The following is a 25,031-nucleotide window of genomic DNA, read 5'->3' as shown; positions in this document are numbered from 1 at the left end:
TTGTCGGCAAACCACGTCTCGGCCATAGCCGCGCGCGGGAGTGCTTCGTAACGCCGCGAAAGGAAAGTCATGAATCGTTTAACCTCCCTGCTCGCCCTTTCGCTGGCGCTGGTCGCCGCGCCGATCGGCGCGCAGACCGCGGCTCCCGCGCCGGCAGCGGCGTCGCCCGAGACACCGCCCAAGCTGCTCGTCGCGATCTCGGTCGATCAGTTCTCGGCCGATCTGTTCGCGGAATATCGCAACCACTTCACCGGGGGCTTCAAGCGGCTGCTGACCGGCGACGTCTTCCCCTCCGGCTACCAGAGCCACGCCGCGACCGAGACGTGCCCGGGCCACTCCACCATTCTCACCGGGTTCCGCCCGGCGAAGACCGGGATCATCGCCAACACCTGGTACAACCTCAAGTCGCCGCTCGCCGACAAGCAGATCTACTGCGCGGAGGACGAGAGCGTCGCCGGCAGCACGCACGAGGCGTACACCGTCACCGACACGCACCTGCTCGTCCCCACGCTGGGGGAGCGGATGAAGCGGGCGAACCCGCAAGTCCGCAACGTGTCGGTGTCGGGCAAGGATCGCTCGGCGGTGATGATGGGCGGCCACAAGGCCACGCTGGACGAGATCTGGTGGTGGGACGGCAAGGCGTTCGTCAGCCACGCCGGTCGCAAGACGCCCGAGATCGTCACGCGCGCCAACGCCGCGGTCGCCACGCGCATCGCCGAGGCGCAGCCGGGGTTCGAGGTGCCGGACTTCTGCCAGAGCCGCGATCGCGCCATCCCGCTCGGCGGGGGCAAGACGGTCGGCGCCGGCCATTTCGAGCGTGACGCGGGCAACCGCACCAAGTTCCGCGCCTCGCCCGAGTTCGACAACGCGATCCTCGCGCTCGCCGCCGGCATGGTACGCGACATGAAGCTCGGTCAGGGCAGCACCACCGACATCATCGACATCGGCGCGTCCGCCACCGATTACGTCGGCCACGCTTATGGCACCGAGGGTGCCGAGATGTGCATCAACCTCGCCAATCTCGACCACTCGCTCGGCGAGCTGTTCGACCAGCTCGACGCGACAGGCGTCGACTATCTCGTCGTCCTCACCGCCGACCATGGCGGGCACGACATCCCCGAACGCAACCGCGAACACGCCGCACCCATGGCGGTGCGCACCGACGCCACTTTCTCGACCAAGGCGATCAGCGACGCCGTGGCGGCGCGGCTCAGCCTCTCCGGCCAACTGCTGTTCGGGGATTCGACATCCGGCGATATCTGGATCGATCCGAAGCTCACGCCCGGACAGCATGCTGCCGTGCTGGCGGAGGCGCTCAAGGCCTATCGCGCCAACCCGTTCGTCGCCGCCGCCTTTTCCGGCGCGGAGATCGCCGCATCGCCGGCCCCGAGCGGTCCGCCCGAGACATGGCCGCTCATCATGCGCGCCAAGGCGTCGTACAATCCCAAGGTTTCGGGCGATATCGTCGTCGCGCTGAAACCGCGCGTCATGCCGATCCCCGATCCGACCAAGGGCTATGTCGCGACGCACGGCAGCTTCTGGGACTATGATCGCCGCGTGCCGATCCTGTTCTGGCGCAAGGGCATGACCGGGTTCGAACAGCCGCTGTCGGTCGAGACGGTCGATATCATGCCGACGCTCGCCGCCGCGATCCATCTGCCGATGACGGCGCCGCTGCCCGACGGCCGTTGCCTCGACCTCGACGCGGGCGCGGGCTCGACCTGCCCGTAAGGCATGCAGGGCGGGAGGCCGGACGCCACCCGCCCGCAGCCCGACTATGTACGCGACGGCGGTATAAACTCGTACAAAACCGCGGCAAACGGCCTTATTGCGCGCCACTATTGCTATTGCATCGCAAGAAGCGATAATGCGGCATTTCGCGATATCGCAACCCTTTGCGCATCGCGCGTACGGTTGCTAAGGCCACCCCCGACTCACGCTTTCGCCCTAGCCGGGGCGCGCTCGTGCGGCGCTTCGTCCGCCGCTTCCCGCCGCGCTTTTCGTCATGGGGCTTCATTTGGGAAGGACCCGCATGACCGCCATCGGCCAGGATACGCTCGGCACCCGCGCCACGCTCGACGTGAACGGCGTCGCTTACGACTATTACTCGCTGGCGGCAGCGGCGGAAAAGCTCGGCGATATCAGCCGCCTGCCCTTCTCGATGAAGGTGCTGCTCGAGAATCTGCTCCGCTTCGAGGACGGGGTGACCGTTACCGAAACCGATATCCAGGCGATCATCGACTGGCAGCAGAACCCCAACGCACCCGACCGCGAGATCCAGTATCGCCCCGCGCGCGTGCTGATGCAGGATTTCACCGGCGTGCCCTGCGTGGTCGATCTCGCCGCGATGCGCGACGCGATCACCAAGCTTGGCGGCGATGCGGCCAAGATCAACCCGCTCGTCCCCGTCCACCTCGTCATCGATCACTCGGTGATGGTCGACGAATTCGGCACGCCCAAGGCGTTCGAGGATAACGTCGAGCTGGAATACCAGCGCAACAACGAGCGTTACGAGTTCCTGAAGTGGGGTTCGAAGGCGCTCGACAACTTCAAGGTCGTGCCCCCCGGCACCGGCATCTGCCACCAGGTCAATCTCGAGAACATCGCGCAGGCGGTGTGGTCCTCGGTCGCGCCCGACGGCAAGAAGATCGCCTATCCCGACACCTGCGTCGGCACCGACAGCCACACCACGATGGTCAACGGCCTGTCCGTGCTCGGCTGGGGCGTGGGCGGCATCGAGGCGGAAGCGGCGATGCTCGGCCAGCCGGTGTCGATGCTGATCCCTGAAGTGGTCGGCTTCAAGCTGACCGGCACGCTGGCCGAGGGCATCACCGCCACCGACCTCGTGCTCACCGTCACGCAGATGCTGCGCGCCAAGGGCGTGGTCGGCCGCTTCGTGGAGTTCTACGGTCCCGGCCTCGACGTGCTGACCCTCGCCGACCGCGCCACCATCGCCAACATGGCGCCGGAATATGGCGCGACTTGCGGCTTCTTCCCGGTCGACGATGCTACGCTCGACTATATGCGCCTGACCGGCCGCGACGAGGACCAGATCGCGCTGACCGAAGCCTATGCCAAGGCGCAAGGGTTCTGGCGCGTGGCGGACGCAGCCGATCCGGTGTTCACCGACACGCTGTCGCTTGACATGTCGACCGTGGTGCCGTCGCTCGCCGGCCCCAAGCGCCCGCAGGACAAGGTGATCCTCACCGAGGTCGACGATATCTTCAACGCCGATCTCGCCAAGATCTATCACCACGGCAGCGCCAAGCGCGTGGCCGTCGATGATCGCGACCATGATATCGGCGACGGCGACGTTGTGATCGCCGCGATCACGAGTTGCACCAACACCTCGAACCCGTCGGTGCTGGTCGCCGCCGGTCTCGTCGCGCGCAAGGCGAACGCGCTCGGCCTGAAGCCCAAGCCCTGGGTCAAGACCTCGCTCGCACCAGGCTCGCAGGTGGTCACCGATTACCTCAACAAGTCGGGCCTGTCGGCGGACCTCGACGCGGTCGGCTTCAACCTGGTCGGCTATGGCTGCACCACCTGCATCGGCAACTCGGGTCCGCTCGCCGAGCCGATCTCCAAGGCGATCAACGGTAACGACATCGTCGCCGCCTCGGTGCTTTCGGGCAACCGCAACTTCGAGGGCCGAGTTTCGCCGGACGTGCGCGCCAACTTCCTCGCCTCGCCGCCGCTGGTCGTCGCCTATGCGCTGAAGGGCACCGTGGTGGAGGATTTCACCACGACGCCGATCGGCCAGTCGACCGATGGCACCGACGTATACCTCAAGGATATCTGGCCCTCGAACGCCGAAGTCCGCGAGCTGATGGACGCCAACATCGACCGCGCGATGTTCCAGTCGCGCTATGCGAGCGTGTTCTCGGGCGACGCGCGCTGGCAGGCGATCGACGTTACGGGCTCGGACACCTACACGTGGCGCGCCGGCTCGACCTACGTCGCCAACCCGCCCTATTTCGACGGCATGACGATGACGCCGGTGCCGACCGAGGACATCGTCGAGGCGCGCCCGCTCGCGATCTTCGCCGACTCGATCACTACCGACCACATCTCGCCGGCCGGTTCGATCAAGGCGGACAGCCCGGCGGGCAAGTTCCTGCTCGACCATCAGGTGACCAAGGCGGACTTCAACAGCTACGGCGCGCGTCGCGGCAACCATGAAGTGATGATGCGCGGCACCTTCGCCAACATCCGCATCAAGAACGAAATGACGCCCGGCATCGAAGGCGGCGTGACCAAGTACGTGCCGACCGGCGAAGTGATGCCGATCTACGACGCGGCGATGCGCTACAAGGCGGATCACACCCCGCTCGTGGTCATCGCGGGCAAGGAATATGGCACCGGCTCGTCGCGCGACTGGGCGGCGAAGGGCACCAACCTGCTCGGCGTGCGCGCGGTCATCACCGAGAGCTTCGAGCGTATCCATCGCTCGAACCTGGTCGGCATGGGCGTTCTGCCGCTCCAGTTCGCGGACGGCGTGACCCGCCAGACGCTCAAGCTCGACGGCACCGAGACCTTCACGATCCTGAAGGTCGCCGAAATCCGCCCGCGTCAGGACGTCGACGTGACGCTCACCCGCGCCGACGGCACGGTCGAGACGTTCAAGACGCGCTGCCGGATCGATACCGTCAACGAGCTGGAATATTTCCTCAACGGCGGCATCCTCCAGTACGTGCTGCGCAAGCTGGCGGCCTGATCCACATAGCCCGCGCTCCCGACGGGGGCGCGGGTCCGGTGATCGCGTGCAAGACCCGTTCGCGGCAAGCGAGCGGGTTTTGTGCGCCTGGGTACGATGGCGCCACGTTCGATGCGCCACTACCACGATGACGAAAGGATTGCCCGATGGAAGCCGAACGCCCACCGCTCCCGCCCTTCACCACGCCCGATAACGCCGCGCGGAAAGTGCGCATGGCCGAGGATGCATGGAACACGCGCGATCCCGAACGTGTCGCGCTCGCCTACACGCCCGACAGCCACTGGCGGAACCGCACCGAGTTCCTGCAAGGCCGCGAGGCGATCGTCGGCTTCCTCACGCGCAAATGGTCGCGCGAGCTGGATTATCGGCTCATCAAGGAGCTTTGGGACTTTCGCGACGACCGCATCGCGGTGCGCTTCGCCTACGAATGGCACGACACCGGCGGGAACTGGTTCCGCTCCTATGGCAACGAGCTATGGGAATTCGACGCGCGCGGGCTGATGCGCCGCCGCGTCGCCAGTATCAACGACGCGCCGATCGCGGAGCGCGAGCGGCTCTACCATTGGCCGCTCGGCCGCCGGCCAGACGATCACCCCGGTCTCAGCGCGCTCGGGCTCTAGCCCAGACCGGCGCGACGACGCGCCCGTTGCGGATCGCCACAGCGATCAGCGCCACGCCGAAGCCGGTACACACCACCACCGCCGGCACCGACGCTTCCGCCCCGAACGCGCCGCCAGTCAGCCAGTCCGGCCCTGAGATCCGCGCGCGCAGCAGCCCGGATTGCGCGAAGCCGGACACGCTGAAGCCATAGATGCCGCCTTGCGTGAAGTTCCACGCCGCGTGCAACCCGATCGCCGCCCACAGCCGCCGCGTCACCATGTACAAAGCGGCGAGCATCACCCCCGCCTCCAGCATGATCGCGGTGGCGGCGCGCAGAGACGCAGCGGGATTGCCGAGATGCAGCGCCCCGAACAGTGCCGCCGACAGCACCAGCGCGGTCCAGCTACCCAGCCAGCGCTCCACAATGCGGAAGAACAGCCCGCGCAGCGCGATCTCCTCGCTTACCGCCGCGACGATCGACAGCGCCGCCGCCGGATACAGCACGGCCGCGTCGTTGACGCCGACCACACGGTAGCCGCCGGCGAGCGCGATCACGCCGAGCACGATCGAGAACAGCAAGACGCCGCCGAGCAGCCCCACGCCCAATTCGCGCAACGCGCCGCGCCTTCCGAGTTCTGCGAGCGGCCGCCGCTCGATCCATCGGACGAACGCGGCATAGCCCGCCACGAACATCGCCACTACGATCAACGCCAGAGCCAGTTCGGCGGGTATCGAACGTACCTTGGGGAACGTCAGGCTCACCCACGTCGCGGCAGCGCCGGCGGCAAGATAGAAGACGATGCCGATCGCCAGCGTTACCGGCGGGAAGTGGATGATGCGCCAAGCGCGACTGTCTGGCGGCGTGTCGGGCTCGATCGGCGGCACGAAGATTCCTTGCATCTGGACGTGTCGCCGTATCCGCAAATCCCGGCGCGGTCGATCGTGGCGACCCGCCGCACGAAGTGCCATTGCGCTTGAGCGCCGTCCTCCCTTCCGCCGCGGCGCCGTTCCCGCTACCGACCCGCCATGCTCCCGCCCCCGCCCCCACCAGCGCCGATTGCGGCTGCCGCCCCTTGGCCCGACACACCCACAGCCCGGCTCGAGGCACTCGCGATGCTGCAATCGCTCCAGCTCGCGCTGGTGACGCAGGACAGCGCGACATTGGTACTCGAGGCGTGGTGCGCACGCCATCACCTCGCTCCGCCGGGCACGCAGATCGTCGCCGATCGCCAGCCCGGCGCCGATCACCCCGCCCCGGCCGAGGTGCGCGCGGGTCTGCGCGTCGCCGCCGACACGCCGCTGCGCTACCGGCTCGTCCACCTGCGCTGTGGCGATCGCGTGCTGTCGGTGGCGGAGAACTGGTACGTACCCGCGCGCCTCACGCCTGAAATGAATCAGGCGCTCGACACCACCGACGGATCGTTCGGGCGAATCGTCAAGCCGCTCGGTTTCCACCGCACCACGCTCTCCGCGCACATCCTGTGGTCGCCGCTGCCCGCCGATTGGGACACTATAAATGATGGGACCGCTAACAGAACCGCACGGCCGCAAAACCTCGCGATCCCGGCGCGGGTGATCGAGAACCGTGCGGTGCTGGTCCTGCCCGACGGCACGCCGTTCGCGTATGTAATCGAGAACTACACCGCCGCGGTGCTCGCCGCGCCTCCACCCACGCACGCGCGCTGAATTCATGGTCGGCGCCGCGCAGAAGCCTCGGCGACGTCCCCGTAACTATCGAGGACTTGACCGCCCCACGTGGCTTGCGCATTGCGGAACCCGATGCTAACCGCCCGCCATCCCATCGGAAGGCGCGCCCAAGCAGCCGTGTTTTGCATGGGGCCATCTTCTGTTCGCCCTTACCTGAGGAACCTGATCGCGTGGAGACATCCGGCGGTATTCAAGCCAGCTTAAGCGGACGTTATGCCACCGCTTTGTTCGAGCTGGCGCGTGAGACCAAGTCGATCGACGCCGTCGAGGCGAGCCTCGCCACCGTGCGCGCCACGCTCGACCAGTCCGACGATTTCCGCCGCCTGACGCAGAGCCCGCTGGTGTCGCGCAAGGATGCCGCCGGGGCCGTTGCCGCCGCTGCCGACGCGATGGGCCTCGATGCGACGACCCGCAATTTCCTCGGCGTACTCGCCGACAATCGCCGCCTCTCGCAATTGCCCGCGACGATCCGCGCGTTCCGCGCGCTCGCGGCCGATTTCCGCGGCGAGACCACGGCCGAAGTCACCTCGGCGCACCCGCTCTCGGCCGATCAGGTCGATGCGCTCAAGCAGCAGTTGCGCACCCGCATCGGCCGCGAGGTCGCCGTCGACCTCACGGTCGATCCCTCGCTCCTCGGCGGGCTGGTCGTTAGGATCGGCAGCCAGATGATCGATTCGTCGATCAAGACCCGACTGAACTCCCTCGCGCACGCGATGAAAGGCTGAACATGGATATCCGCGCCGCAGAAATCTCGAAGGTCATTAAAGACCAGATCGCCAGCTTCGGCACCGAGGCGGAAGTCTCGGAAACCGGCCAGGTGCTGTCGGTCGGCGACGGCATCGCGCGCATCTTCGGGCTCGACAACGTCCAGGCGGGCGAGATGGTCGAATTCGCCAACGGCGTGCAGGGCATGGCGCTCAACCTCGAGGCCGATAACGTCGGCGTCGTGATCTTCGGCTCGGACGCCGAGATCAAGGAAGGCGACGTCGTCAAGCGGACCGGCACGATCGTCGACGTCCCCGTCGGCAAGGGGCTGCTCGGCCGCGTGGTCGATGGTCTCGGCAATCCGATCGACGGCAAGGGCCCGATCGTGTCCGACCAGCGCAGCCGCGTCGAGGTCAAGGCGCCCGGCATCATCCCGCGCACGTCGGTCCACGAACCGGTGCAGACCGGCCTCAAGGCGATCGACGCGCTCGTGCCGGTCGGCCGTGGCCAGCGCGAACTCATCATCGGCGATCGCCAGACCGGCAAGTCCGCCGTTGCGATCGACACGTTCATCAACCAGAAGACCGCCAACGCTGGCGATGACGAGAGCAAGAAGCTCTACTGCATCTACGTCGCGATCGGCCAGAAGCGTTCGACCGTCGCGCAGCTCGTCCGCACGCTGACCGAAAACGGCGCGATGGATTACTCTATCGTCATCGCCGCGACCGCGTCGGACCCCGCCCCGCTCCAGTTCCTCGCGCCCTACACCGGCACCGCGATGGGCGAGTATTTCCGCGACAACGGCATGCACGCGCTGATCGTGTTCGACGATCTGTCCAAGCAGGCGGTCGCCTATCGCCAGATGTCGCTGCTGCTGCGCCGCCCGCCGGGCCGCGAAGCGTACCCCGGCGACGTGTTCTATCTCCACTCGCGCCTGCTCGAGCGCGCCGCGAAGATGAACAAGGACAACGGCTCGGGCTCGCTCACCGCGCTGCCGATCATCGAGACGCAGGCGGGCGACGTGTCGGCCTACATCCCGACCAACGTGATCTCGATCACCGACGGCCAGATCTTCCTCGAAACCGACCTGTTCTTCGCCGGCATCCGCCCGGCGATCAACGTCGGCCTGTCGGTCAGCCGCGTCGGCTCGGCCGCGCAGACCAAGGCGATGAAGAAGGTGTCGGGCTCGATCAAGCTCGAGCTGGCGCAGTACCGCGAGATGGCGGCGTTCGCGCAGTTCGGCTCGGACCTCGACGCCTCGACGCAGAAGCTGCTCAACCGCGGCGCACGCCTGACCGAGCTGCTCAAGCAGCCGCAGTTCTCGCCGCTGCCGTTCGAGGAGCAGACCGCGTCGATCTTCGCCGGTACGCAGGGCTATCTCGACACGGTGCCGGTCGGCGACGTGGTGCGCTACGAAGCGGCAATGCTCGCCGATCTTCGTGCGAACCACGCCGGCGTGCTCGGCAAGATCCGCGACACCAAGGATCTCGGCGACGAAGCCAAGGCCGGCCTCAAGACCGCGCTCGACGCGTTCGCGAAGACCTTTGCGTAATTGATATGTGCCCCCGCCTGCGCGGGGGTACAAAGGGAACCAGATGGCGAGCTTAAAGGCCCTCAAGATCCGCATCGGCTCGGTGAAGTCGACGCAGAAGATCACCAAGGCGATGAAGATGGTCGCCGCTGCCAAGCTGCGCCGTGCGCAGGAAGCGGCGGTCGCCGCGCGTCCATACGCCAGCCGCTTGGAGCGCGTGATGGCGAGCCTCGCCTCGAAGGTGACGGTGAGCGAGAGTTCACCCAAGCTGCTCGCCGGCACCGGTCGCGATCAGGTCCATCTGCTGATCGTCGCGACCTCCGAGCGTGGTTTGGCGGGCGCGTTCAATTCGAACATCGTCCGCGCCGCGCGCCGCAAGGCCGAGGAGCTGGAAAAGGCCGGCAAGACGGTCAAGATCTATGTCGCAGGCAAGAAGGGCCGCGTCATCAAGCGGTTCTACCCGACGCAGGTCGTGGTCGATCACGAGATGGGTCACATCAAGACCGTCGCCTTCGCCGATGCCAAGGCGATCACCGACGACGTGATCGCGCGCTACGAAGCGGGCGAGTTCGACGTCGCGCACCTGTTCTACGCCCGCTTTCAGTCGGCGCTGGTGCAGGAGCCGATCGGCCGCCAGATCATCCCCGTCGCGCTGCCCGCGAACGACGACGCACCGGTCAACGACGGCGGCGCGGCGGTCGAGTATGAGCCCGACGAGGAGTCGATCCTCGCCGATCTGCTGCCGCGCAACATCGCGATCCAGATCTTCGGCGCGCTGCTGGAGAATGCCGCGTCCGAACAGGGCAGCCGCATGACCGCAATGGACAATGCGACGCGCAACGCCGGCGACATGATCAAGCGTCTCAGCATCCAGTACAACCGAGCCCGCCAGGCCGCGATCACGACCGAACTGGTGGAAATCATCTCCGGCGCCGAAGCGCTGTAAGAATCGCAAGAAGGTAGGACGAGCAATGGCAACCGCCCCCGACACGATCGCTCCCGCAGCGACCACCAACAACGTAGGCCGCATCAGCCAGGTGATCGGCGCGGTCGTCGACGTCGCGTTCGATGAGGGCAATCTGCCCGCGATCCTGAGCGCGCTCGAAACGAGCAACAATGGCAGCCGGCTGGTTCTGGAGGTCGCGCAGCATCTCGGCGAGAACACCGTCCGCACGATCGCGATGGACTCGACCGAGGGTCTCACGCGCGGCCAGACCGTCACCGATACGGGCAACCAGATCCAGGTGCCGGTCGGCCCTGCCACGCTTGGCCGCATCCTCAACGTCGTCGGCGAGCCGATCGACGAGCGCGGCCCGGTGCAGACCGAACTGCGCTCGCCGATCCACGCCAAGGCCCCTGAGTTCGTCGATCAGTCGACCGAGAACGCGATCCTCGTCACCGGCATCAAGGTGATCGATCTGCTCGCCCCTTACGCGAAGGGCGGCAAGATCGGCCTGTTTGGCGGCGCGGGTGTCGGCAAGACCGTGCTCATCCAGGAACTCATCAACAACATCGCCAAGGGCCACGGCGGCACCTCGGTGTTCGCCGGCGTCGGCGAGCGTACGCGTGAGGGCAACGATCTCTATCACGAGTTCCTCGACGCCAACGTCATCGCCAAGGATGCCGACGGCAACGCGATCTCGGAAGGCTCGAAGGTCGCGCTGGTATATGGCCAGATGAACGAGCCGCCCGGCGCGCGTGCGCGCGTCGCGCTCTCGGGTCTGACGATCGCCGAATATTTCCGCGACGTCGAAGGCCAGGACGTGCTGTTCTTCGTCGACAACATCTTCCGCTTCACGCAGGCGGGCGCTGAGGTGTCGGCGCTGCTCGGCCGCATCCCGTCGGCGGTGGGCTATCAGCCGACGCTATCGACCGACATGGGTGCGCTTCAGGAGCGGATCACCTCGACCAACAAGGGCTCGATAACCTCGGTTCAGGCCGTGTACGTTCCCGCCGACGATCTCACCGATCCGGCGCCGGCGACGTCGTTCGCCCACTTGGACGCGACGACCGTGCTCAACCGCGCGATTTCGGAGCTGGGCATCTATCCGGCGGTCGACCCACTCGACTCGACCAGCCGCGTGCTCGAACCGCGCGTCGTCGGCCAGGAGCATTACGAGACCGCGCGTGCGGTACAGTCGACGCTCCAGAAGTACAAATCGCTTCAGGACATCATCGCCATCCTTGGTATGGACGAGCTGTCGGAAGAGGATAAGCTGACGGTCAGCCGTGCGCGGAAGATCCAGCGTTTCCTGTCGCAGCCGTTCCACGTCGCCGAAGTCTTCACCGGCATCTCGGGCAAGTTCGTCCAGATCGAAGACACGGTGAAGTCGTTCAAGGCGGTGGTCGAAGGCGAATACGATCACCTGCCCGAAGCGGCGTTCTACATGGTCGGCGGCATCGACGACGTGATCGCCAAGGCCGAGAAGATGGCGCAGGACGCGTAAAGCGATCCGGGGAGAGGGCCCCACCCTCTCCCACCCCGCTCGTTTCCCACCCTCGCCTGACAGGAGAGGGAGAAGGACTTTGAAATGCTGCACTTCGAACTCGTCACGCCTGAGAAACTTGTCCGCTCGGAGGAGGTCCATATGGTCGTCGTCCCCGGCGCCGAGGGCGATTTCGGCGTGCTCGAAGGACATGCTCCGGTGATGTCGACGATCCGCGACGGCGCGCTCCAGATCTATCGCACCGACAAGGGCGAGCCCGAGCTGCTCCCGATCCTCGGCGGTTTCGCCGAGGTCAATGCGAGCGGGCTGATCGTGCTGGCCGAACAGGTCGGCTGAACTGCCGGATGGAGCACGGACGTACAGGCCTGCCCCACTGCGAATCATCGGCGACACGCCATGATGACGATCACATCGCCGCCGAATGTTCGGCATGAATAACCTGGCGTGGCGCGCGGCGTTCGATCACGCGTCGGGATCCCATCGGTAATCCACAGCACCGCCGCTTCAGGCATGCGCTGCTCCGCCATCGCGATCGTTCCGGCAGGATTGTCGCGCGAGCCTGCTCGCACCACGGTCACAGCGGCCGGCTGCCCCAAACGCCGCAGGAAAAAGCCGCCCACTTCGCCGAGCCGGTCCGCGCGGGTGGCGGCGGCGATCGCGCCGTCCCAAAACAGGATCAGTCTGGTTGGATGCCTCTCCACAAGCCAGGCCGAAGCGGTTTCGATGTTCGCAGCATGGCGTGGATCGGTGTCGGGCCCGGTGAGCGTGGAATGCAGCAGGGCGGCCGCCGCCGTCATGGTTACGGCAATCACGACTGCCACTGGCTTCCAGTCGCGAGCGCTCTGCCAATGTGCCCAGCAGGCAACGCCGAACAGGATCGCAGGCATGGTCGACATCAGGTAGCGCGGCGCGAAGTTAGGACGCACGAACCCGAGCGCAAAGATCACCGCGAACGCGATTGCCCCGCTGAGGAACACCACGCCATCGACGTTCACGCAACGCATGCGACTGCCTCTAAGCGCCAGCGTCGTCGCGATCGCGCTTATCGTTACCAATCCGACCAGCGGCGTACCGAACAGTAGCGCGGGCACAGTGACGATGCTCGACAGCGGCAGCGTCGCATACGCCGCATCATGCTTGGCGGCATAGGCGAGCACGAACGGGAGATGTACCGCCATCCAGCCCGCCGCCGCCGTGAATGGCAGCAGCGCGGGCCACAGCGTCGCCAGCGCTGCGCGGCGGTGATGCGCGAGATAAAGCACGCTCTGCACGCCCCCGATCACCAATGCGCTGTAATGAGTCAACACCGCCGCCGCCGTAAGCGTGCCCCATGTGAGCGTGATACGCCGGCCAGGCGCCGCGATCATCCGGCGAAAGAGGATGGTCTGCGCGGTGGCCAAAAGAAACAGCTGCGGATAGGGCCGCGCCTCCGACGCGACGAGCACCGCCGGCCCCCATAGCAGCACGGTCACCGCCCAGAACAAACGCACGTCGCGATTGGGATGGCCACGCCACCAGATCAACGCTGGCGCGCCGAACGAGAGGGCGAGGCTCGGCAGGCGCAGCGCAGTGTCGCCATCTCCGGCAATACGTGCCCACAGCCATAGCGGCATGTAGAACAGCGGGCCGCTCAGTTCGGTGAGGCACCAGCCGAGCAGGCGGCTGAAATCGGGTTGGGACGCGATCACCCCGCTGAATGTTTCATCAAGCCACAGCGGTGTTCCCCAGCCATAGCTCAGCCGCAGCGCCAGTCCGAGCGTAAGCGCGAGCGCAAGCATCGCCACGCGGCCGATACGTCCGGCAGCCGGACGGGAAATCGCGATCTTGGCCGTGCCGCTGGGAGATGCCGGGTCCATCTTGGCGACATCTAGTCGCAGGCCATCATCAAATCGTTACGCTGGAAGCGTTTCCCGATCATTAGGCAAATCTAAAAACTTCCCGGCTACGCAGTCTCGTCGCCATGAAGGACTGCGAAGAATGAGTGCATTTGGCCGTCGCCCCGGTGCCCCCGGGCCAGGCAATCGCCCCGCTTTCGGTGTCGCGCGCCCGATGCAGGGCGGTGCGCGTCCGGCGTCGGAAGCCGATGTCGCCGCCGAGCAGTTCCCGCCGCTGATCGATCTGCCGATGCCCGGCGAGATCGAGGGCGCAATGGGCACCATGCCCGGCACGCAGCAGGATGCGATGGCCCGCCTCGCCGAGCGGCAGGCCGCATCGGGTGAGGCCGGCAACAGCCGCGTCGAGGGCTTCGAGGCGTCGATCCACAAGATCAAGGAACAGGTGCTGCCGCGCCTGCTCGAACGCGTCGATCCCGAAGCCGCCGCGACGCTCAACAAAGATGAGCTGGCCGAGGAGTTCCGCCCGATCATCGGCGAGGTGCTCGCCGAGCTGAAGCTGACGCTCAACCGCCGCGAACAGTTCGCGCTCGAAAAGGTGCTGGTCGACGAGTTGCTCGGGCTCGGGCCGCTCGAAGAACTGCTGTCCGACCCCAACGTGTCGGACATCATGGTCAACGGCCCCAACCAGACCTTCGTCGAGCGTAAGGGCCGGCTCGAACTCGCGCAGATCCAGTTCCGCGACGAGGAGCATCTGTTTCAGATCGCGCAGCGTATCTGCAACTCGGTCGGCCGCCGCGTCGACCAGACCACGCCGCTCGCCGACGCGCGCCTGAAGGACGGTTCCCGCGTCAACGTGATCGTGCCGCCGCTGTCGCTGCGCGGCACCGCCATCTCGATTCGTAAGTTCTCCGACAAGCCGATCACGCTCGACATGATGGCGGGCTTCGGCTCGATGAGCGTGAAGATGGCGACCGCGCTCAAGATCGCGGGCGCATGCCGGTTCAACATCGTCATCTCGGGCGGTACGGGCTCGGGCAAGACGACGATGCTCAACGCCCTCTCCAAGATGATCGACCCCGGCGAGCGCGTGCTGACGATCGAGGACGCGGCCGAACTTCGCCTGCAACAGCCGCACTGGCTGCCGCTCGAAACGCGGCCCGCGAACCTCGAGGGTCAGGGTGAAATCTCGATCCGCGATCTCGTCAAGAACTCGCTGCGTATGCGCCCAGATCGCATCATCCTCGGCGAAATTCGCGGGTCCGAGTGTTTCGATCTGCTCGCCGCGATGAACACCGGCCACGACGGTTCGATGTGTACCCTCCACTCCAACTCCCCGCGCGAGTGTCTCGGGCGTATGGAGAACATGGTGATGATGGGCGACATCAAGATGCCCAAGGAAGCGATCAGCCGCCAGATCGCCGATTCGGTCGACATGATCGTACAGGTGAAGCGTCTGCGCGACGGCTCGCGCCGTGTCACCAACATCACCGAGGTGATCGGCATGGAAGGCCCGGTGATCGTCACGCAGGAACTGTTCAAGTTCGAATATCTCGACGAGAGCGCCGAGGGCAAAATCATCGGCGAATATCGCTCGATGGGTCTGCGGCCGTACACGCTGGAAAAGGCGCGGCAGTTCGGATTCGATCAGGCGTATCTGGAGGCGTGCCTGTAAGGACAGGCTCCAGACTCTTCACCACTCTTCCCGCCCCCTGCTCCGGTCATCCCGAGCGAAGTCGAGGGAGGGTAACGGCGCGCAGGTGGCTCGACTTCGGCCCGCAGGGCCAAAGTTTACCCTGAGCGGCTGGCTTGCCAGCCAGCCGAGGGGCTCGACATGAACGGTTGGGGATCGCGATCCCGCTATCGCGCAATCGACCGTTCGTGCTGAGCTTGTCGAAGCACATGCCCAACAGCGCGACGTCTGCGGCACGTGCTTCGACTTCGCTCAGCACGAACGGGTTAGGGGATGCGTATCACCCGCCGGATGTCAGCTCGCGAACTGCGGCAGCGGCACCTTGCCCTGGCGGTTCTGGCGATCGAACAACTGCGGCATGAGCTGCAACGAGAACAGGTGTGCATGGAGCAGCGGCAGCATGCCGTTCTTCTGGATTTTGCGAAGCTGATCGCCGCGCAGTTCGTTCAGCTTTTCCTCGCTCACCATCTGGAAGCCGCGGTAGATGAACGGCTGCGGCGCGCCTTCGGGCTGGATCGAGATTTCACCCTCCATCAGCAGCCCCATTTCGCGCAGCTCACGCATGAAGTTCTGGGTGCGTGCGCCGGCTTCCTCGAACATCTCGTTGAACTGCAGGATGTTCTGGACGATCGGCGTCGGCGTGCCGTCCTCGAACAGCGCCTCGCCCTCGTCGAAAGCGCCGATCACCTCGGCGGTGGGATCGAAGCACAGCGACAGTTCCTGCGCATCCGGCGTCAGCTTGGCGAGCATGAACGGATAGCGGCGGACATAGGCGGGCACGTACACCGCCGGATCGTCCAGCTTGCCCTCGCCGTCGATGAAGACGTTGACGCCCTCGTTCAGCCCCATCAGCGCGATCGGCACCGCATCGTCGCCCGCGGTGAAGACGATCGGCATGCTGCGCTGGACGTGGATGAATTCGTCCACCGTGACGGGGATCGCATGCTGATTGACAAGGAACGGCGCGCGATCCGCCTGGCGCAGCTTGAAGGCGGCGTGCGCTCCGCTCGAAAGCGGCTCCAGCGCGTTGTAGAACAGGGGAAGCGAGGCTTGTTGCGGCGCGCTGGCCATAGATCATCTCCAAAAGGGTACGAGCGGGCCTGTACGGACGCGCCGATTGGCGCACGGCTCTATGGTGCGCGTCCGTCCGGCGCAAGCGGGACGAGCTTGCCGGGGTTCATAATCCCGGACGGATCGAGCGCCACCTTGATCGCGCGCTGTGCCGCGAGCCGCGCCGGTGGCGACAGTCGTTCGAGTTCGCGCAGCTTCATCTGGCCGATGCCATGCTCCGCCGAGATCGAACCACCCGCCGCGACGACGAGATCGTGCACGAAGCGCGTCACCACCGGCGCATCCTCGGCATACCAGCGCGCAGGATCGACGCCGCCGGGCGCGCGGACGTGGAAATGGACGTTGCCGTCGCCGAGATGCCCGAACGCGGTGGCGTGGCTGCCGGGAAAGCGCGCCTCGGCAGCGGCGGCGGCGTCGATCATGAAGCGCGGCATGCCCGCGACTGGCACCGAAATGTCGTGCTGCACGGCGGGGCCGCCCGCCCGCTCGGCCTCCGACAGCGAATCGCGGATCCGCCAGAAGGCGTCGGCCTGCGCCTCGCTCGCGGCGATCACCGCGTCGGCGACCTGCCCCTCCGCCAATGGCGCGGCGAGCAGGCGCTCAAGCAGCGCGGCGGGCGCCTCCTCGCCGGCGTCCGCGGCGGTCGCCTCGATCAGCACATGCCATGGATGGGTGCCAGCGAGCGGCGCGCGCGTGTTCGGAATATGCTCGATCACCCGCGCGAGCGAATCGCCCGAGATGATCTCGAACCCCTCGATCGCGTGGGTCTGCGCCTCGAGGCGGCGCAGCACGGCAAGCGCGGTCTCCGGATCGGCCACCGCGATCCACGCCACCGCGCGGTCCGCCGCCGCCGGCACCAGCCGCAGCGTGACGGCGGTGATCACGCCGAGCGTACCCTCCGCTCCGATCAGCAACTGGTCGAGATCGTAGCCGCGATTGTCCTTCTTCAGCGCCGCCAGCCCTTCGTGCAGCGTGCCGTCGGGCAGCACCGCCTCGACACCCGCGATCAGCCCGCGCATCGTGCCAAAGCGCAGCACCTGCGTGCCGCCCGCGTTGGTGGAGGCCAGCCCGCCGATCGTGGCGCTGCCACGCGCGCCGAGCGTCAGCGGGAAGCGCCGCCCTGCCCGCGCCGCCGCATCGTGCAGATCGGCGAGGATCACGCCGGCTTCCGCGATCGCCAGATTGTCCTCGGCCGAGATCGTGCGAATCCGGTTCATCCGCCGCAGCGACAGGATCAGCGCCGATCCATCGGCAGGCGGGGTCGCGCCGCCGACCATCGAAGTGTTGCCGCCTTGCGGCACCAGCGGCACGCCGTGTGCGCTCGCCACGCGCATCACCAGCGCGACGCCCGCCGTGTCGTCCGGCGCGAGGATCGCCGGCGCGTGGCCATGCCAGCGGCCGCGCCAGTCGGTCTCCCACGGGGCAATGTCGTGGCGATCGGTGATGACGGCCTTGTCGCCGAGGGCGGCGCGAACCGCCTCGACCAGCGCGGATTGTGCTGTATTCATGGGAGCATACCTATCACGCGCGCGTTCTGCCCGGCAAATGCCGATCCGTTCGCGAGTTCATCATCCATTCAAGCGCGGCGATTAACCCAAGCCCGATCCATGTCGTATCCGCTGCTGTCCCTGCTCGCCTTGCTCGCGCTCGCACCCGTCGCGGCGGCCGACCAACCGCGTGCCGAGCCTGGGATCGAGCGGGTCGAGATGGCGCAGCTCACCTTCCATTCGCGCATCGTCATCCGCATCCCGCGCATGATGCCGCACCGCGAACGCGACGATCGGCCGGTGCGGCTGGAGGAGAAGAAGGGGCCGAAATGCGTGCCCCTGACCACGCTCGATCGCGCGATCATCACCGGGCGCAACAGCATCGACCTGCTGCTGGAGACGGGCGAGCGCATCCGCGCGCGGTTCGACGACGATTGCCCGGCGCTCGACTTCTACCCGGACCTGTATCTGCGCCTGCCCGACGATGGCATGATGTGCGCCGGTCGCGACGCGATTCGCTCGCGTTCCGGCGGTGTCTGCCCGGTCGAGACGTTCCGGCGCATCGTCGAGAAGCGCTAGCCGCTCCCTTTTCCTTGACATTCGCGTACTGATCGGCAAGCGCTAGGGTTGCGCGTGAGCGCCCCTGTGGGCGCTCTTTCCGTATGGCGCGCAGGAATCCGGAACCTTCATGACCTTTGCCGATCTCGGCCTTTCCGACGACCTTCTCAAAGCCGTGACCGAGTCCGGCTATACCGAGCCGACTCCGATCCAGGCGAGCGCGATCCCGAGCGTGTTGATGGGCAAGGATCTCGTCGCGATCGCGCAGACCGGCACCGGCAAGACCGCCGCGTTCGTGCTGCCGATGATCGACATTCTCGGCGAAGGCCGCAGCCGTGCGCGCATGCCGCGCTCGCTGATCCTCGAGCCGACGCGTGAACTCGCCGCGCAGGTGGCGGAGAATTTCGAGAAGTACGGCAAGTATCACAAGCTCTCGATGGCGCTGCTGATCGGCGGCGTGTCGATGGGCGACCAGCTCGCCGCGCTCGAAAAGGGCGTGGACGTGCTGATCGCAACGCCGGGCCGGCTGATGGACCTGTTCGGGCGCGGCAAGATCCTGCTCACCGGCTGTTCGCTGCTGGTGATCGACGAGGCCGACCGGATGCTCGACATGGGGTTCATCCCCGATATCGAGGAAATTTGCACCAAGCTGCCACCCGCGCGCCAGACCTTGCTGTTCTCCGCGACGATGCCGCCGATCATCAAGAAGCTGGCGGACAAGTTCCTCAGCAGCCCCAAGACGATCGAAGTCGCGCGTCCCGCCACCGCCAACGTCAACATCCAGCAATGGCTGGTGCCGGTGAGCGGTTCGAAGAAGCGCGAGAAGCTGGTGGAGCTGCTCGAATCGCAGGATGTCGGCACCGCGATCGTGTTCTCGAACCGCAAGACGACGGTGCGCGAACTCAACAAGGCGTTGCAGCGCGCGGGCTTCCGCTCCTCCGAAATCCACGGCGACATGGAACAGCCGCAGCGGCTCGCCGAGCTGGAGCGGTTTAAGAAGGGCGAGGTCAACATCCTCGTCGCCTCCGACGTCGCCGCGCGCGGGCTCGACATCAAGGGCGTCAGCCACGTCTTCAACTTCGACGCGCCGTGGCACCCGGACGATTACGTCCACCGCATCGGCCGCACCGGGCGCGGCGGCGCGACCGGTGTCGCCTTCACCTTCGCAACCGCCGAGGATGCGGAGAATATCGAGAATATCGAGAAGCTCACCGGCCTGAAGATCGAGCGGTTCGAAGGCGCGGCGGACGAGGCGCGTGCCGAGGGCGACGCCCCGCGCAAGCGCACGCGCGGCAAGCCTGCCAAGAAGACCGAGACCAAGGCACCAAAGGCCGAGGCCGAAGTGGCTCCGCAAGAAGCGCGCGAGGAACGTCAGCCGCGCGAGGCTCGTCCGCCGCGTGGCGAACGCCCGGCGCGCGAGGAGCGCCCGGCTCGTGAGGAACGCGCGCCCCGCGATACGCGCCCGCCGCGCGACGACCGCGCGCCACGCCGCGAGCGCCGCGAGCAGGACGACGGCCCGGACGATGGCTGGAACGGACCTTTCCCCGACTTCCTCAACGCGCGCATCGCCCTGTCGGCCGAGGGCTGATCCGCCGGCGGCAAGGCTGACGTATGGCTGATCTCGCCGGAATCGTCGCCGACATCGCCGCCGAAATGGCCGACGCGCCCGATCGCGGCGTGGTGGCCGACTATATCGCTCCGCTCGGATCGGTCGACCCGGCGCGGTTCGGCATCGCCGTCACCACCGCCGACGGCATCTGCCACCTCGCGGGCGACGCCGAGAACGCTTTTTCGGTGCAGAGCGTCGCCAAGGTGTTCGGCCTGACGCTCGCGCTCGGCGCGGCGGGGGATGCGGTGTGGCGGCGGGTCGGGCGCGAACCGTCCGGATCGGCGTTCAACTCGATCGTCCAGCTCGAAACGGAGCATGGCATCCCACGCAACCCGTTCATCAACGCGGGCGCGATCGTCGTTTCCGACATCCTGCTCGCGCGCCACCACCCGGCCGAGGCGATTGCAGAGATTCTGCGCTTCGTGCGCGCGCTCGCCGGTGAGGACGGCATCTTCATCGACGAAGCCGTCGCCGCCGCGGAGAACGCCACCGGCTACCGCAACAAGGCGCTCGCCAATTACATGCGCGCGTTCGGCAATATGCACCACGATGTCGATCGGGTGCTCGGCGTCTATTTCCACCAGTGCGCGCTGGCGATGAGCTGCCGCCAACTCGCGCTCGCCGGACGCTATCTGATGAACGGCGGGCGCAATCCTTCGACCGGCCATTCGATCGTCTCGCCCAACCGCGCGCGTCGCATAAACGCGCTGATGATGACGTGCGGCCATTATGACGGATCGGGCGAGTTCGCCTTCCGCGTCGGCTTGCCGGCGAAGTCCGGGGTCGGCGGCGGCATCCTCGCGATCGCGCCGGGCAGAGCGAGCATCGCGGTATGGTCGCCCGGGCTCAACGCGCGCGGCAATTCGCAGCTCGGCACGCTCGCGCTGGAGCGGCTGGTGCAGCGCACCGGCTGGTCGGTGTTCGACGCTGGCTGATCGCGAGAAGACGAACGCCGCAACAGCATAGGGCCTTGCTTCGCAAGACCCGGCGGTGCCAAGTCGCGCGGCAGGCGAGACGTCGTAAAACGGCGCTCGGGTCGTCGCCTTTACGGTCATTTCGGGAGAGGAATGCATGTCCTATTATCTGGTGGTTCGACGGTATGCTCCGTTCGCGACGTTCGGCGGCGGATTCGAGGGGGATGTTCGGACCAAGGGCTCGGTCGATCCCAACGCGACCGCGCGGACGATCAGCGTCGTCGTGTTCGATGCACTCAGCGTACAGGCGTTCAGCGGCTTCTCCTCCGGCTCGACGTTCGAAGGTGCCGGGCAATGGGTGTCGAAGGTTATCGGCCGCCACTTCTCGCAGGTCCGCACCAAGGTGACGAACGAACAGCAGAAGCCCGGCCAGATCAGCTTCACCGTGGAGACGGCGGGCGCGAACCCGCTCGTGCCCGTGGTCGCGCCCGATATCGACACGTTCGTCGATATCGAGGTGACCTTCGGCCCCGGCCGTCTCGCCGTGTCGGGCAAGGTGCGCGGCGACGGCTTCCCCAATGCCGAGGTGGTGCTGCTCGACGACAAGCTCCAGGGCGACCTGTTGTTCGATTTCCACACCGACGGCGGGCGCACGACCGGCCCGGCCTCCCTGTTCGGTGCCAATGCCGACAAGGTGCTCGGCTATTTCCGCAGCGATATCGCGCTGAACGGCAGCCTGTTCGCCGCGCCAAATCCCTCCTGCCCCGCCACCCGGCCCGGCGGCGGGTTCGGCGGGTTCGGTGGCGGAAGCTCCGGTGGCGGCGGCGCGGGCGGCAGTTGGTGACGGCTGATCGCCGCAAGCGATCACCTTGACTGATCGATGTTGATGGTGTGCATCGGCGCGGCTCGTTAGAGCGGGCCGATGCGTCTCGATCTGCCCAGCACCGCCACCGCGCCCTTCTGCCCGTCCGAGGTGCGCGGTTCGGTCGCGATCGCCGACGGGTTGCCGTTCTGGCGCAGGCTGTTGCGCGCGACCGGGCCGGGGCTGCTGGTCGCGGTCGGCTATATGGACCCGGGCAACTGGGCGACCGACATCGCGGCGGGGTCACGCTTCGGCTACGATCTGCTGTTCGTCATCCTGCTGTCCAGCGTCGCCGCGATCCTGCTGCAATCGCTGGCGATGCGGCTCGGGCTCGTCGCCGGGCGCGATCTCGCGCAGATCGCGCGGGACAGGTATAGCCGCAGCGCCACCATCGGATTGTGGCTGCTCGCCGAACTGGCGATCATCGCCACCGATATCGCCGAAGTGCTCGGCAGCGCGCTCGCCTTCAACCTGCTGCTCGGGGTGCCGCTGTGGGCGGGCGTGCTGTTGACGGGGCTTGATACGGTGATCGTGCTGGGGCTGAAAGGCGGCGGCTTCCGCCAGATCGAGGCGATCGTGCTCGGCCTGGTGCTGACGATCGCGGGCTGCTTCGTGGCACAGCTCGTGATCGCGGGGCCGAGCCTCAGCGGCATCCTGCACGGCGCGATCCCCAAATTGTCGATCTTCGCCGACGGCCAGGCGATCTATCTTGCGGTCGGCATCCTCGGCGCGACGGTGATGCCGCACAATCTCTATCTCCACTCCTCGATCGTGCAGACCCGCGTCACGCGCGACGACAAGGCTACCGGCGGCGGCGTGGCGCTCAGGGAATCGCTGCGTTTCGCCACCATCGACATCGTGGTGGCGCTGCTGCTCGCCACGCTGGTCAACGGCGCGATCCTGACGCTGGCGGCAGCGACCTTCCACGCCGGTGGCCATGCCGACGTCGCCGAGATCGAGGATGCGTACCGCCTGCTCGCGCCGATCACCGGCGCGGCGGCGGCGGCGGTGCTGTTCGGCATCGCGCTGTTCGCATCCGGGCAGAGCGCGACCTTTACTGGTACGATCGCGGGGCAGGTCATCCTGGAGGGGTTCCTCGATCTCAAGATTCCGTGCTGGCAACGGCGCATCATCACGCGCGGTCTGGCGCTGGCCCCGGCGCTGATCGGTGTGCTGTGGCTCGGCGATCATGCGGTCGGCAAGCTGCTGGTGATGACGCAGGTGGTGCTGTCGCTACAATTGCCGTTTGCGGTCTATCCGCTGATCCGTTTCACCGCTGATCGGCGGGTGATGGGGGATCATGCCAGCGGCATCGTCGTGCGACTGTTCGCGTGGGCGGTGTTCGCCGGCATCGTCTCCGCCAATCTCTGGCTGATCGCACAGATGCTGGCCCGCTGAGCGACGGCGGAACTTCGCCGGGGTGCGGCGCATTTCTCCGGTATCACATGCCGGGAGCGACTTCGTGCCAGATCAGACCAAACCAAATCAGACCGGCAAGATCGCCATCGTTATCGCCGTGATCGTGCTGGCGATCGCCGCGATCACCTTCATCGGTATGAACCTGTCGCACCATCAGGCGGCGCAGCGTGAGGAACAGGGCCAGCGTTCGCAGGATGCCAACATGACCGACGCCAAACCACAGGGCCCGCACGACCTCGGGCCGGAGCCCCAGCCCCAGACCCAACCGAAAAAATAATCGCTCCGTTCAGCGCGCCCGCACGGTCACCGCTTCGTGGAAGTCGATGCGCGAGACGACCGTGCCGGCGTCGTCCGCAATGTCGAGGTGCCCGCGCAGATCGAGGTGCCCTTCCATCAACTCGGCGCTCAGGAACGAGCGGATGCCTTGGATCGCCATGATGCGCGCGGCGGCAAGATCGGTGAAGTCCGCGCCTTCTTCGTCCAGAACCTGACCGAGCCGGTTGTGCACATGGAGATGGTAGTGGGGCATCCCGTCAAAATGCGCAGCCGTCGGTGCAGTTTCCCGGCCTTGATGCGGATCAGGACGATTTCACCGCTCGTCGCGATCGAGTTGAAGGTAGGCCGGATCGAACTCGCCGACGCGCTCGAGCCGTTGCCGATCGAGGATGCGAACCGCAGCCGGATCCTTGATCGCTATGCCGTCGTCTGCCAGCCGTTTCAGCACACGATTGAGGTGGACGGGGGTAAGCCCGACCGCGTCGGCAAGGTCGACCTGGGTGATCGGGAAAGGAAAGCCGGCCTCCGTCCCGCGCCCGATCGCGCGGTAGCGCGTCCCCATTTCCGCGAGCAAGTGGGCGACGCAACCAAGCGCATCCTTGCGGCCGACGTTGACGGTCCATTGCGCAAGGATGTTGGCGTCCACCACGCAATCGCGCCAGAACGCCTGCGCGAGCCTGGGGAACCGGTCCGCCACGTCGCGAAAGGCTTCGTGGGGAATGCGCAGGATGCGCGTGGGGGTAAGCGCATGCAGCGCCCAGGTGACGTGCGGTGCGACCACCGATTGCAGATCGGCCATGTCGCCCGGAATATGGAGCGCGACGAAGCTGCGATTGCCGTTGCGGATTTGTGCGAAGCGCGCGACCAGCCCGTCGATGACGAGACAGGCGTGATGCACATGATCGCCGATCTGGAGGAAATCGCGCTCCACTTCCGCCACCGTGCTTCTGGTTTGCAGATTGAGCAGTGCCGCGCGTTCGTCCACATCGAGCGGCGAACGAACCGAGAGGCGCGCAAGGTACAGCGCCATCGCTGCTTCGGTGTCGGGTTGCGTCACGGGACCTGCCTTGCTCTGCGGAACGGATGCGTTCCGATCTCCAATGCCCGCTGATCGACATGGTTCCTGCGCGTGCGCATCCTGCCGCGATATGCGTGATGCCGGTGCCGATTTCAGCGTGAGCCAGCACCGGCGTGCCTTGACCGGCACGGGCCGCTGTTCGATGGCGTTCGATGCTTTTTTCGACTCACGAGCCAAGGGACGTACACATGGCAGCAGACAAGATGGACATCGACATGGCGAGCGCTCTCGACAACGTCGACGAGCGGCTGGTCGAGTTCACCGCCGAGGTGGACGGCGACGAATATCAGTTCGCCGTCCAATACAGCGTACTGGAAGCACTGAGCGGCGACGTTCCCGACGATGATGCGGTGGAGATGTTCACCCGGTTCAGCGACACGATCGCCGAAGCCGGCCTGGTCGCACTGCGCCGTAACGACGAGCCCGATCTGATTGTCATCAGCGAGAACGATCTGGAATAGTCGCAGCACACCGTCGGCTTGCTTTCGATCAGTATGAAAATGCGGAACATCGGTACGGACCGGGCGT

At 66.4% G+C, this 25,031-nt stretch carries 23 protein-coding genes; 17 read left to right on the top strand and 6 right to left on the bottom strand.

Annotation, left to right across the window (positions count from 1 at the left end; all coding sequences use genetic code 11):
• The first annotated feature begins 69 nt into the window (after nucleotides 1–69).
• From AC3ANX_RS08485 to AC3ANX_RS08475, 3 genes are all read left to right on the top strand, one after another.
• Entirely contained in the window at nucleotides 70–1,731 is a 1,662-nt protein-coding gene (locus tag AC3ANX_RS08485) for an alkaline phosphatase family protein (protein ID WP_488336558.1), read from the top strand.
• Nucleotides 1,732–2,032: 301 nt separating this feature from the next.
• On the top strand, nucleotides 2,033–4,714 hold the full coding sequence (gene acnA, locus AC3ANX_RS08480) for an aconitate hydratase AcnA (RefSeq protein ID WP_488336557.1): 2,682 nt from the start codon (nucleotides 2,033–2,035) through the stop codon (nucleotides 4,712–4,714).
• A 146-nt stretch (nucleotides 4,715–4,860) separates the two neighbouring features.
• Nucleotides 4,861–5,334: a nuclear transport factor 2 family protein gene (locus AC3ANX_RS08475; protein ID WP_488336556.1), complete on the top strand. Its 474-nt coding sequence runs from the start codon at nucleotides 4,861–4,863 to the stop codon at nucleotides 5,332–5,334.
• On the opposite strand, the gene AC3ANX_RS08470 is transcribed toward AC3ANX_RS08475, so the two are convergent.
• A complete protein-coding gene (locus AC3ANX_RS08470; RefSeq protein WP_488336555.1) occupies nucleotides 5,315–6,199 on the bottom strand; it encodes a CPBP family intramembrane glutamic endopeptidase in 885 nt (294 codons plus the stop codon). The two genes, AC3ANX_RS08475 and AC3ANX_RS08470, sit on opposite strands and share 20 nt — an antisense overlap.
• 228 nt (nucleotides 6,200–6,427) lie before the next feature.
• On the opposite strand from AC3ANX_RS08470, the gene AC3ANX_RS08465 reads away from it, so the two are divergent.
• From AC3ANX_RS08465 to AC3ANX_RS08440, 6 genes are all read left to right on the top strand, one after another.
• Entirely contained in the window at nucleotides 6,428–7,000 is a 573-nt protein-coding gene (locus tag AC3ANX_RS08465; RefSeq protein ID WP_488336554.1) for a hypothetical protein, read from the top strand.
• 191 nt (nucleotides 7,001–7,191) lie between these two features.
• On the top strand, nucleotides 7,192–7,746 hold the full coding sequence (locus AC3ANX_RS08460) for a F0F1 ATP synthase subunit delta (RefSeq protein ID WP_488336553.1): 555 nt from the start codon (nucleotides 7,192–7,194) through the stop codon (nucleotides 7,744–7,746).
• 2 nt (nucleotides 7,747–7,748) lie between these two features.
• Entirely contained in the window at nucleotides 7,749–9,278 is a 1,530-nt protein-coding gene (atpA, locus tag AC3ANX_RS08455) for a F0F1 ATP synthase subunit alpha (protein WP_488336552.1), read from the top strand.
• A 43-nt stretch (nucleotides 9,279–9,321) separates the two neighbouring features.
• Nucleotides 9,322–10,203: a F0F1 ATP synthase subunit gamma gene (locus AC3ANX_RS08450; protein ID WP_488336551.1), complete on the top strand. Its 882-nt coding sequence runs from the start codon at nucleotides 9,322–9,324 to the stop codon at nucleotides 10,201–10,203.
• Nucleotides 10,204–10,249: 46 nt separating this feature from the next.
• Nucleotides 10,250–11,704: a F0F1 ATP synthase subunit beta gene (gene atpD, locus AC3ANX_RS08445; RefSeq protein ID WP_488336911.1), complete on the top strand. Its 1,455-nt coding sequence runs from the start codon at nucleotides 10,250–10,252 to the stop codon at nucleotides 11,702–11,704.
• An 84-nt stretch (nucleotides 11,705–11,788) separates the two neighbouring features.
• Complete coding sequence (locus AC3ANX_RS08440; protein ID WP_488336550.1) at nucleotides 11,789–12,040, top strand: ATP synthase F1 subunit epsilon; 252 nt, start codon at nucleotides 11,789–11,791, stop codon at nucleotides 12,038–12,040.
• 44 nt (nucleotides 12,041–12,084) lie between these two features.
• On the opposite strand, the gene AC3ANX_RS08435 is transcribed toward AC3ANX_RS08440, so the two are convergent.
• Nucleotides 12,085–13,482, bottom strand: a complete 1,398-nt coding sequence (locus tag AC3ANX_RS08435) for a hypothetical protein (protein ID WP_488336549.1) — start codon at nucleotides 13,480–13,482, stop codon at nucleotides 12,085–12,087.
• 199 nt (nucleotides 13,483–13,681) lie between these two features.
• Between AC3ANX_RS08435 and AC3ANX_RS08430 the strand changes: the two genes are divergently transcribed.
• Nucleotides 13,682–15,211, top strand: coding sequence for a TadA family conjugal transfer-associated ATPase (locus AC3ANX_RS08430; protein WP_488336548.1), 1,530 nt, complete (start codon nucleotides 13,682–13,684; stop codon nucleotides 15,209–15,211).
• Nucleotides 15,212–15,523: 312 nt separating this feature from the next.
• Here the strand turns inward: AC3ANX_RS08430 and AC3ANX_RS08425 are convergent, their stop codons facing one another.
• Nucleotides 15,524–16,300: a SapC family protein gene (locus AC3ANX_RS08425; protein ID WP_488336547.1), complete on the bottom strand. Its 777-nt coding sequence runs from the start codon at nucleotides 16,298–16,300 to the stop codon at nucleotides 15,524–15,526.
• Nucleotides 16,301–16,359: 59 nt separating this feature from the next.
• The gene (locus tag AC3ANX_RS08420; RefSeq protein WP_488336546.1) at nucleotides 16,360–17,808 is read right to left on the bottom strand and encodes an FAD-binding oxidoreductase; all 1,449 of its coding nucleotides are present in this window, start codon (nucleotides 17,806–17,808) and stop codon (nucleotides 16,360–16,362) included.
• A 99-nt stretch (nucleotides 17,809–17,907) separates the two neighbouring features.
• On the opposite strand from AC3ANX_RS08420, the gene AC3ANX_RS08415 reads away from it, so the two are divergent.
• The 6 genes from AC3ANX_RS08415 (at nucleotide 17,908) to AC3ANX_RS08390 (ending at nucleotide 23,426) form a co-directional block, all read left to right on the top strand.
• Nucleotides 17,908–18,366, top strand: coding sequence for a hypothetical protein (locus tag AC3ANX_RS08415; protein ID WP_488336545.1), 459 nt, complete (start codon nucleotides 17,908–17,910; stop codon nucleotides 18,364–18,366).
• A gap of 109 nt (nucleotides 18,367–18,475) precedes the next feature.
• Nucleotides 18,476–19,933 (top strand): DEAD/DEAH box helicase, encoded by a 1,458-nt coding sequence (locus tag AC3ANX_RS08410; protein WP_488336544.1) that lies wholly within the window; start codon nucleotides 18,476–18,478, stop codon nucleotides 19,931–19,933.
• Between the two features lie 23 nt (nucleotides 19,934–19,956).
• The gene (locus tag AC3ANX_RS08405; protein ID WP_488336543.1) at nucleotides 19,957–20,889 is read left to right on the top strand and encodes a glutaminase; all 933 of its coding nucleotides are present in this window, start codon (nucleotides 19,957–19,959) and stop codon (nucleotides 20,887–20,889) included.
• Nucleotides 20,890–21,025: 136 nt separating this feature from the next.
• On the top strand, nucleotides 21,026–21,712 hold the full coding sequence (locus tag AC3ANX_RS08400; RefSeq protein WP_488336542.1) for a hypothetical protein: 687 nt from the start codon (nucleotides 21,026–21,028) through the stop codon (nucleotides 21,710–21,712).
• A gap of 78 nt (nucleotides 21,713–21,790) precedes the next feature.
• Nucleotides 21,791–23,128 carry an Nramp family divalent metal transporter gene (locus AC3ANX_RS08395; RefSeq protein WP_488336541.1) on the top strand — a complete coding sequence of 446 codons (1,338 nt, stop codon included), beginning with the start codon at nucleotides 21,791–21,793 and terminating at the stop codon, nucleotides 23,126–23,128.
• A gap of 64 nt (nucleotides 23,129–23,192) precedes the next feature.
• Nucleotides 23,193–23,426 (top strand): hypothetical protein, encoded by a 234-nt coding sequence (locus AC3ANX_RS08390; protein WP_488336540.1) that lies wholly within the window; start codon nucleotides 23,193–23,195, stop codon nucleotides 23,424–23,426.
• 9 nt (nucleotides 23,427–23,435) lie between these two features.
• Here AC3ANX_RS08390 and AC3ANX_RS08385 read toward each other — a convergent pair whose 3' ends face one another.
• Nucleotides 23,436–23,678, bottom strand: a complete 243-nt coding sequence (locus AC3ANX_RS08385) for a DUF6894 family protein (RefSeq protein ID WP_488336539.1) — start codon at nucleotides 23,676–23,678, stop codon at nucleotides 23,436–23,438.
• Nucleotides 23,679–23,738: 60 nt separating this feature from the next.
• Nucleotides 23,739–24,482 carry a Crp/Fnr family transcriptional regulator gene (locus tag AC3ANX_RS08380; protein WP_488336538.1) on the bottom strand — a complete coding sequence of 248 codons (744 nt, stop codon included), beginning with the start codon at nucleotides 24,480–24,482 and terminating at the stop codon, nucleotides 23,739–23,741.
• Between the two features lie 209 nt (nucleotides 24,483–24,691).
• On the opposite strand from AC3ANX_RS08380, the gene AC3ANX_RS08375 reads away from it, so the two are divergent.
• Nucleotides 24,692–24,964 (top strand): hypothetical protein, encoded by a 273-nt coding sequence (locus AC3ANX_RS08375; protein WP_488336537.1) that lies wholly within the window; start codon nucleotides 24,692–24,694, stop codon nucleotides 24,962–24,964.
• The last annotated feature ends 67 nt before the right edge of the window (nucleotides 24,965–25,031 follow it).

The organism is Sphingomonas sp. BRN-1R, from assembly GCF_057748035.1.
Note: the sequence above shows the minus strand (reverse complement) of the source record. Positions and strands in the feature narration are given on the sequence as shown.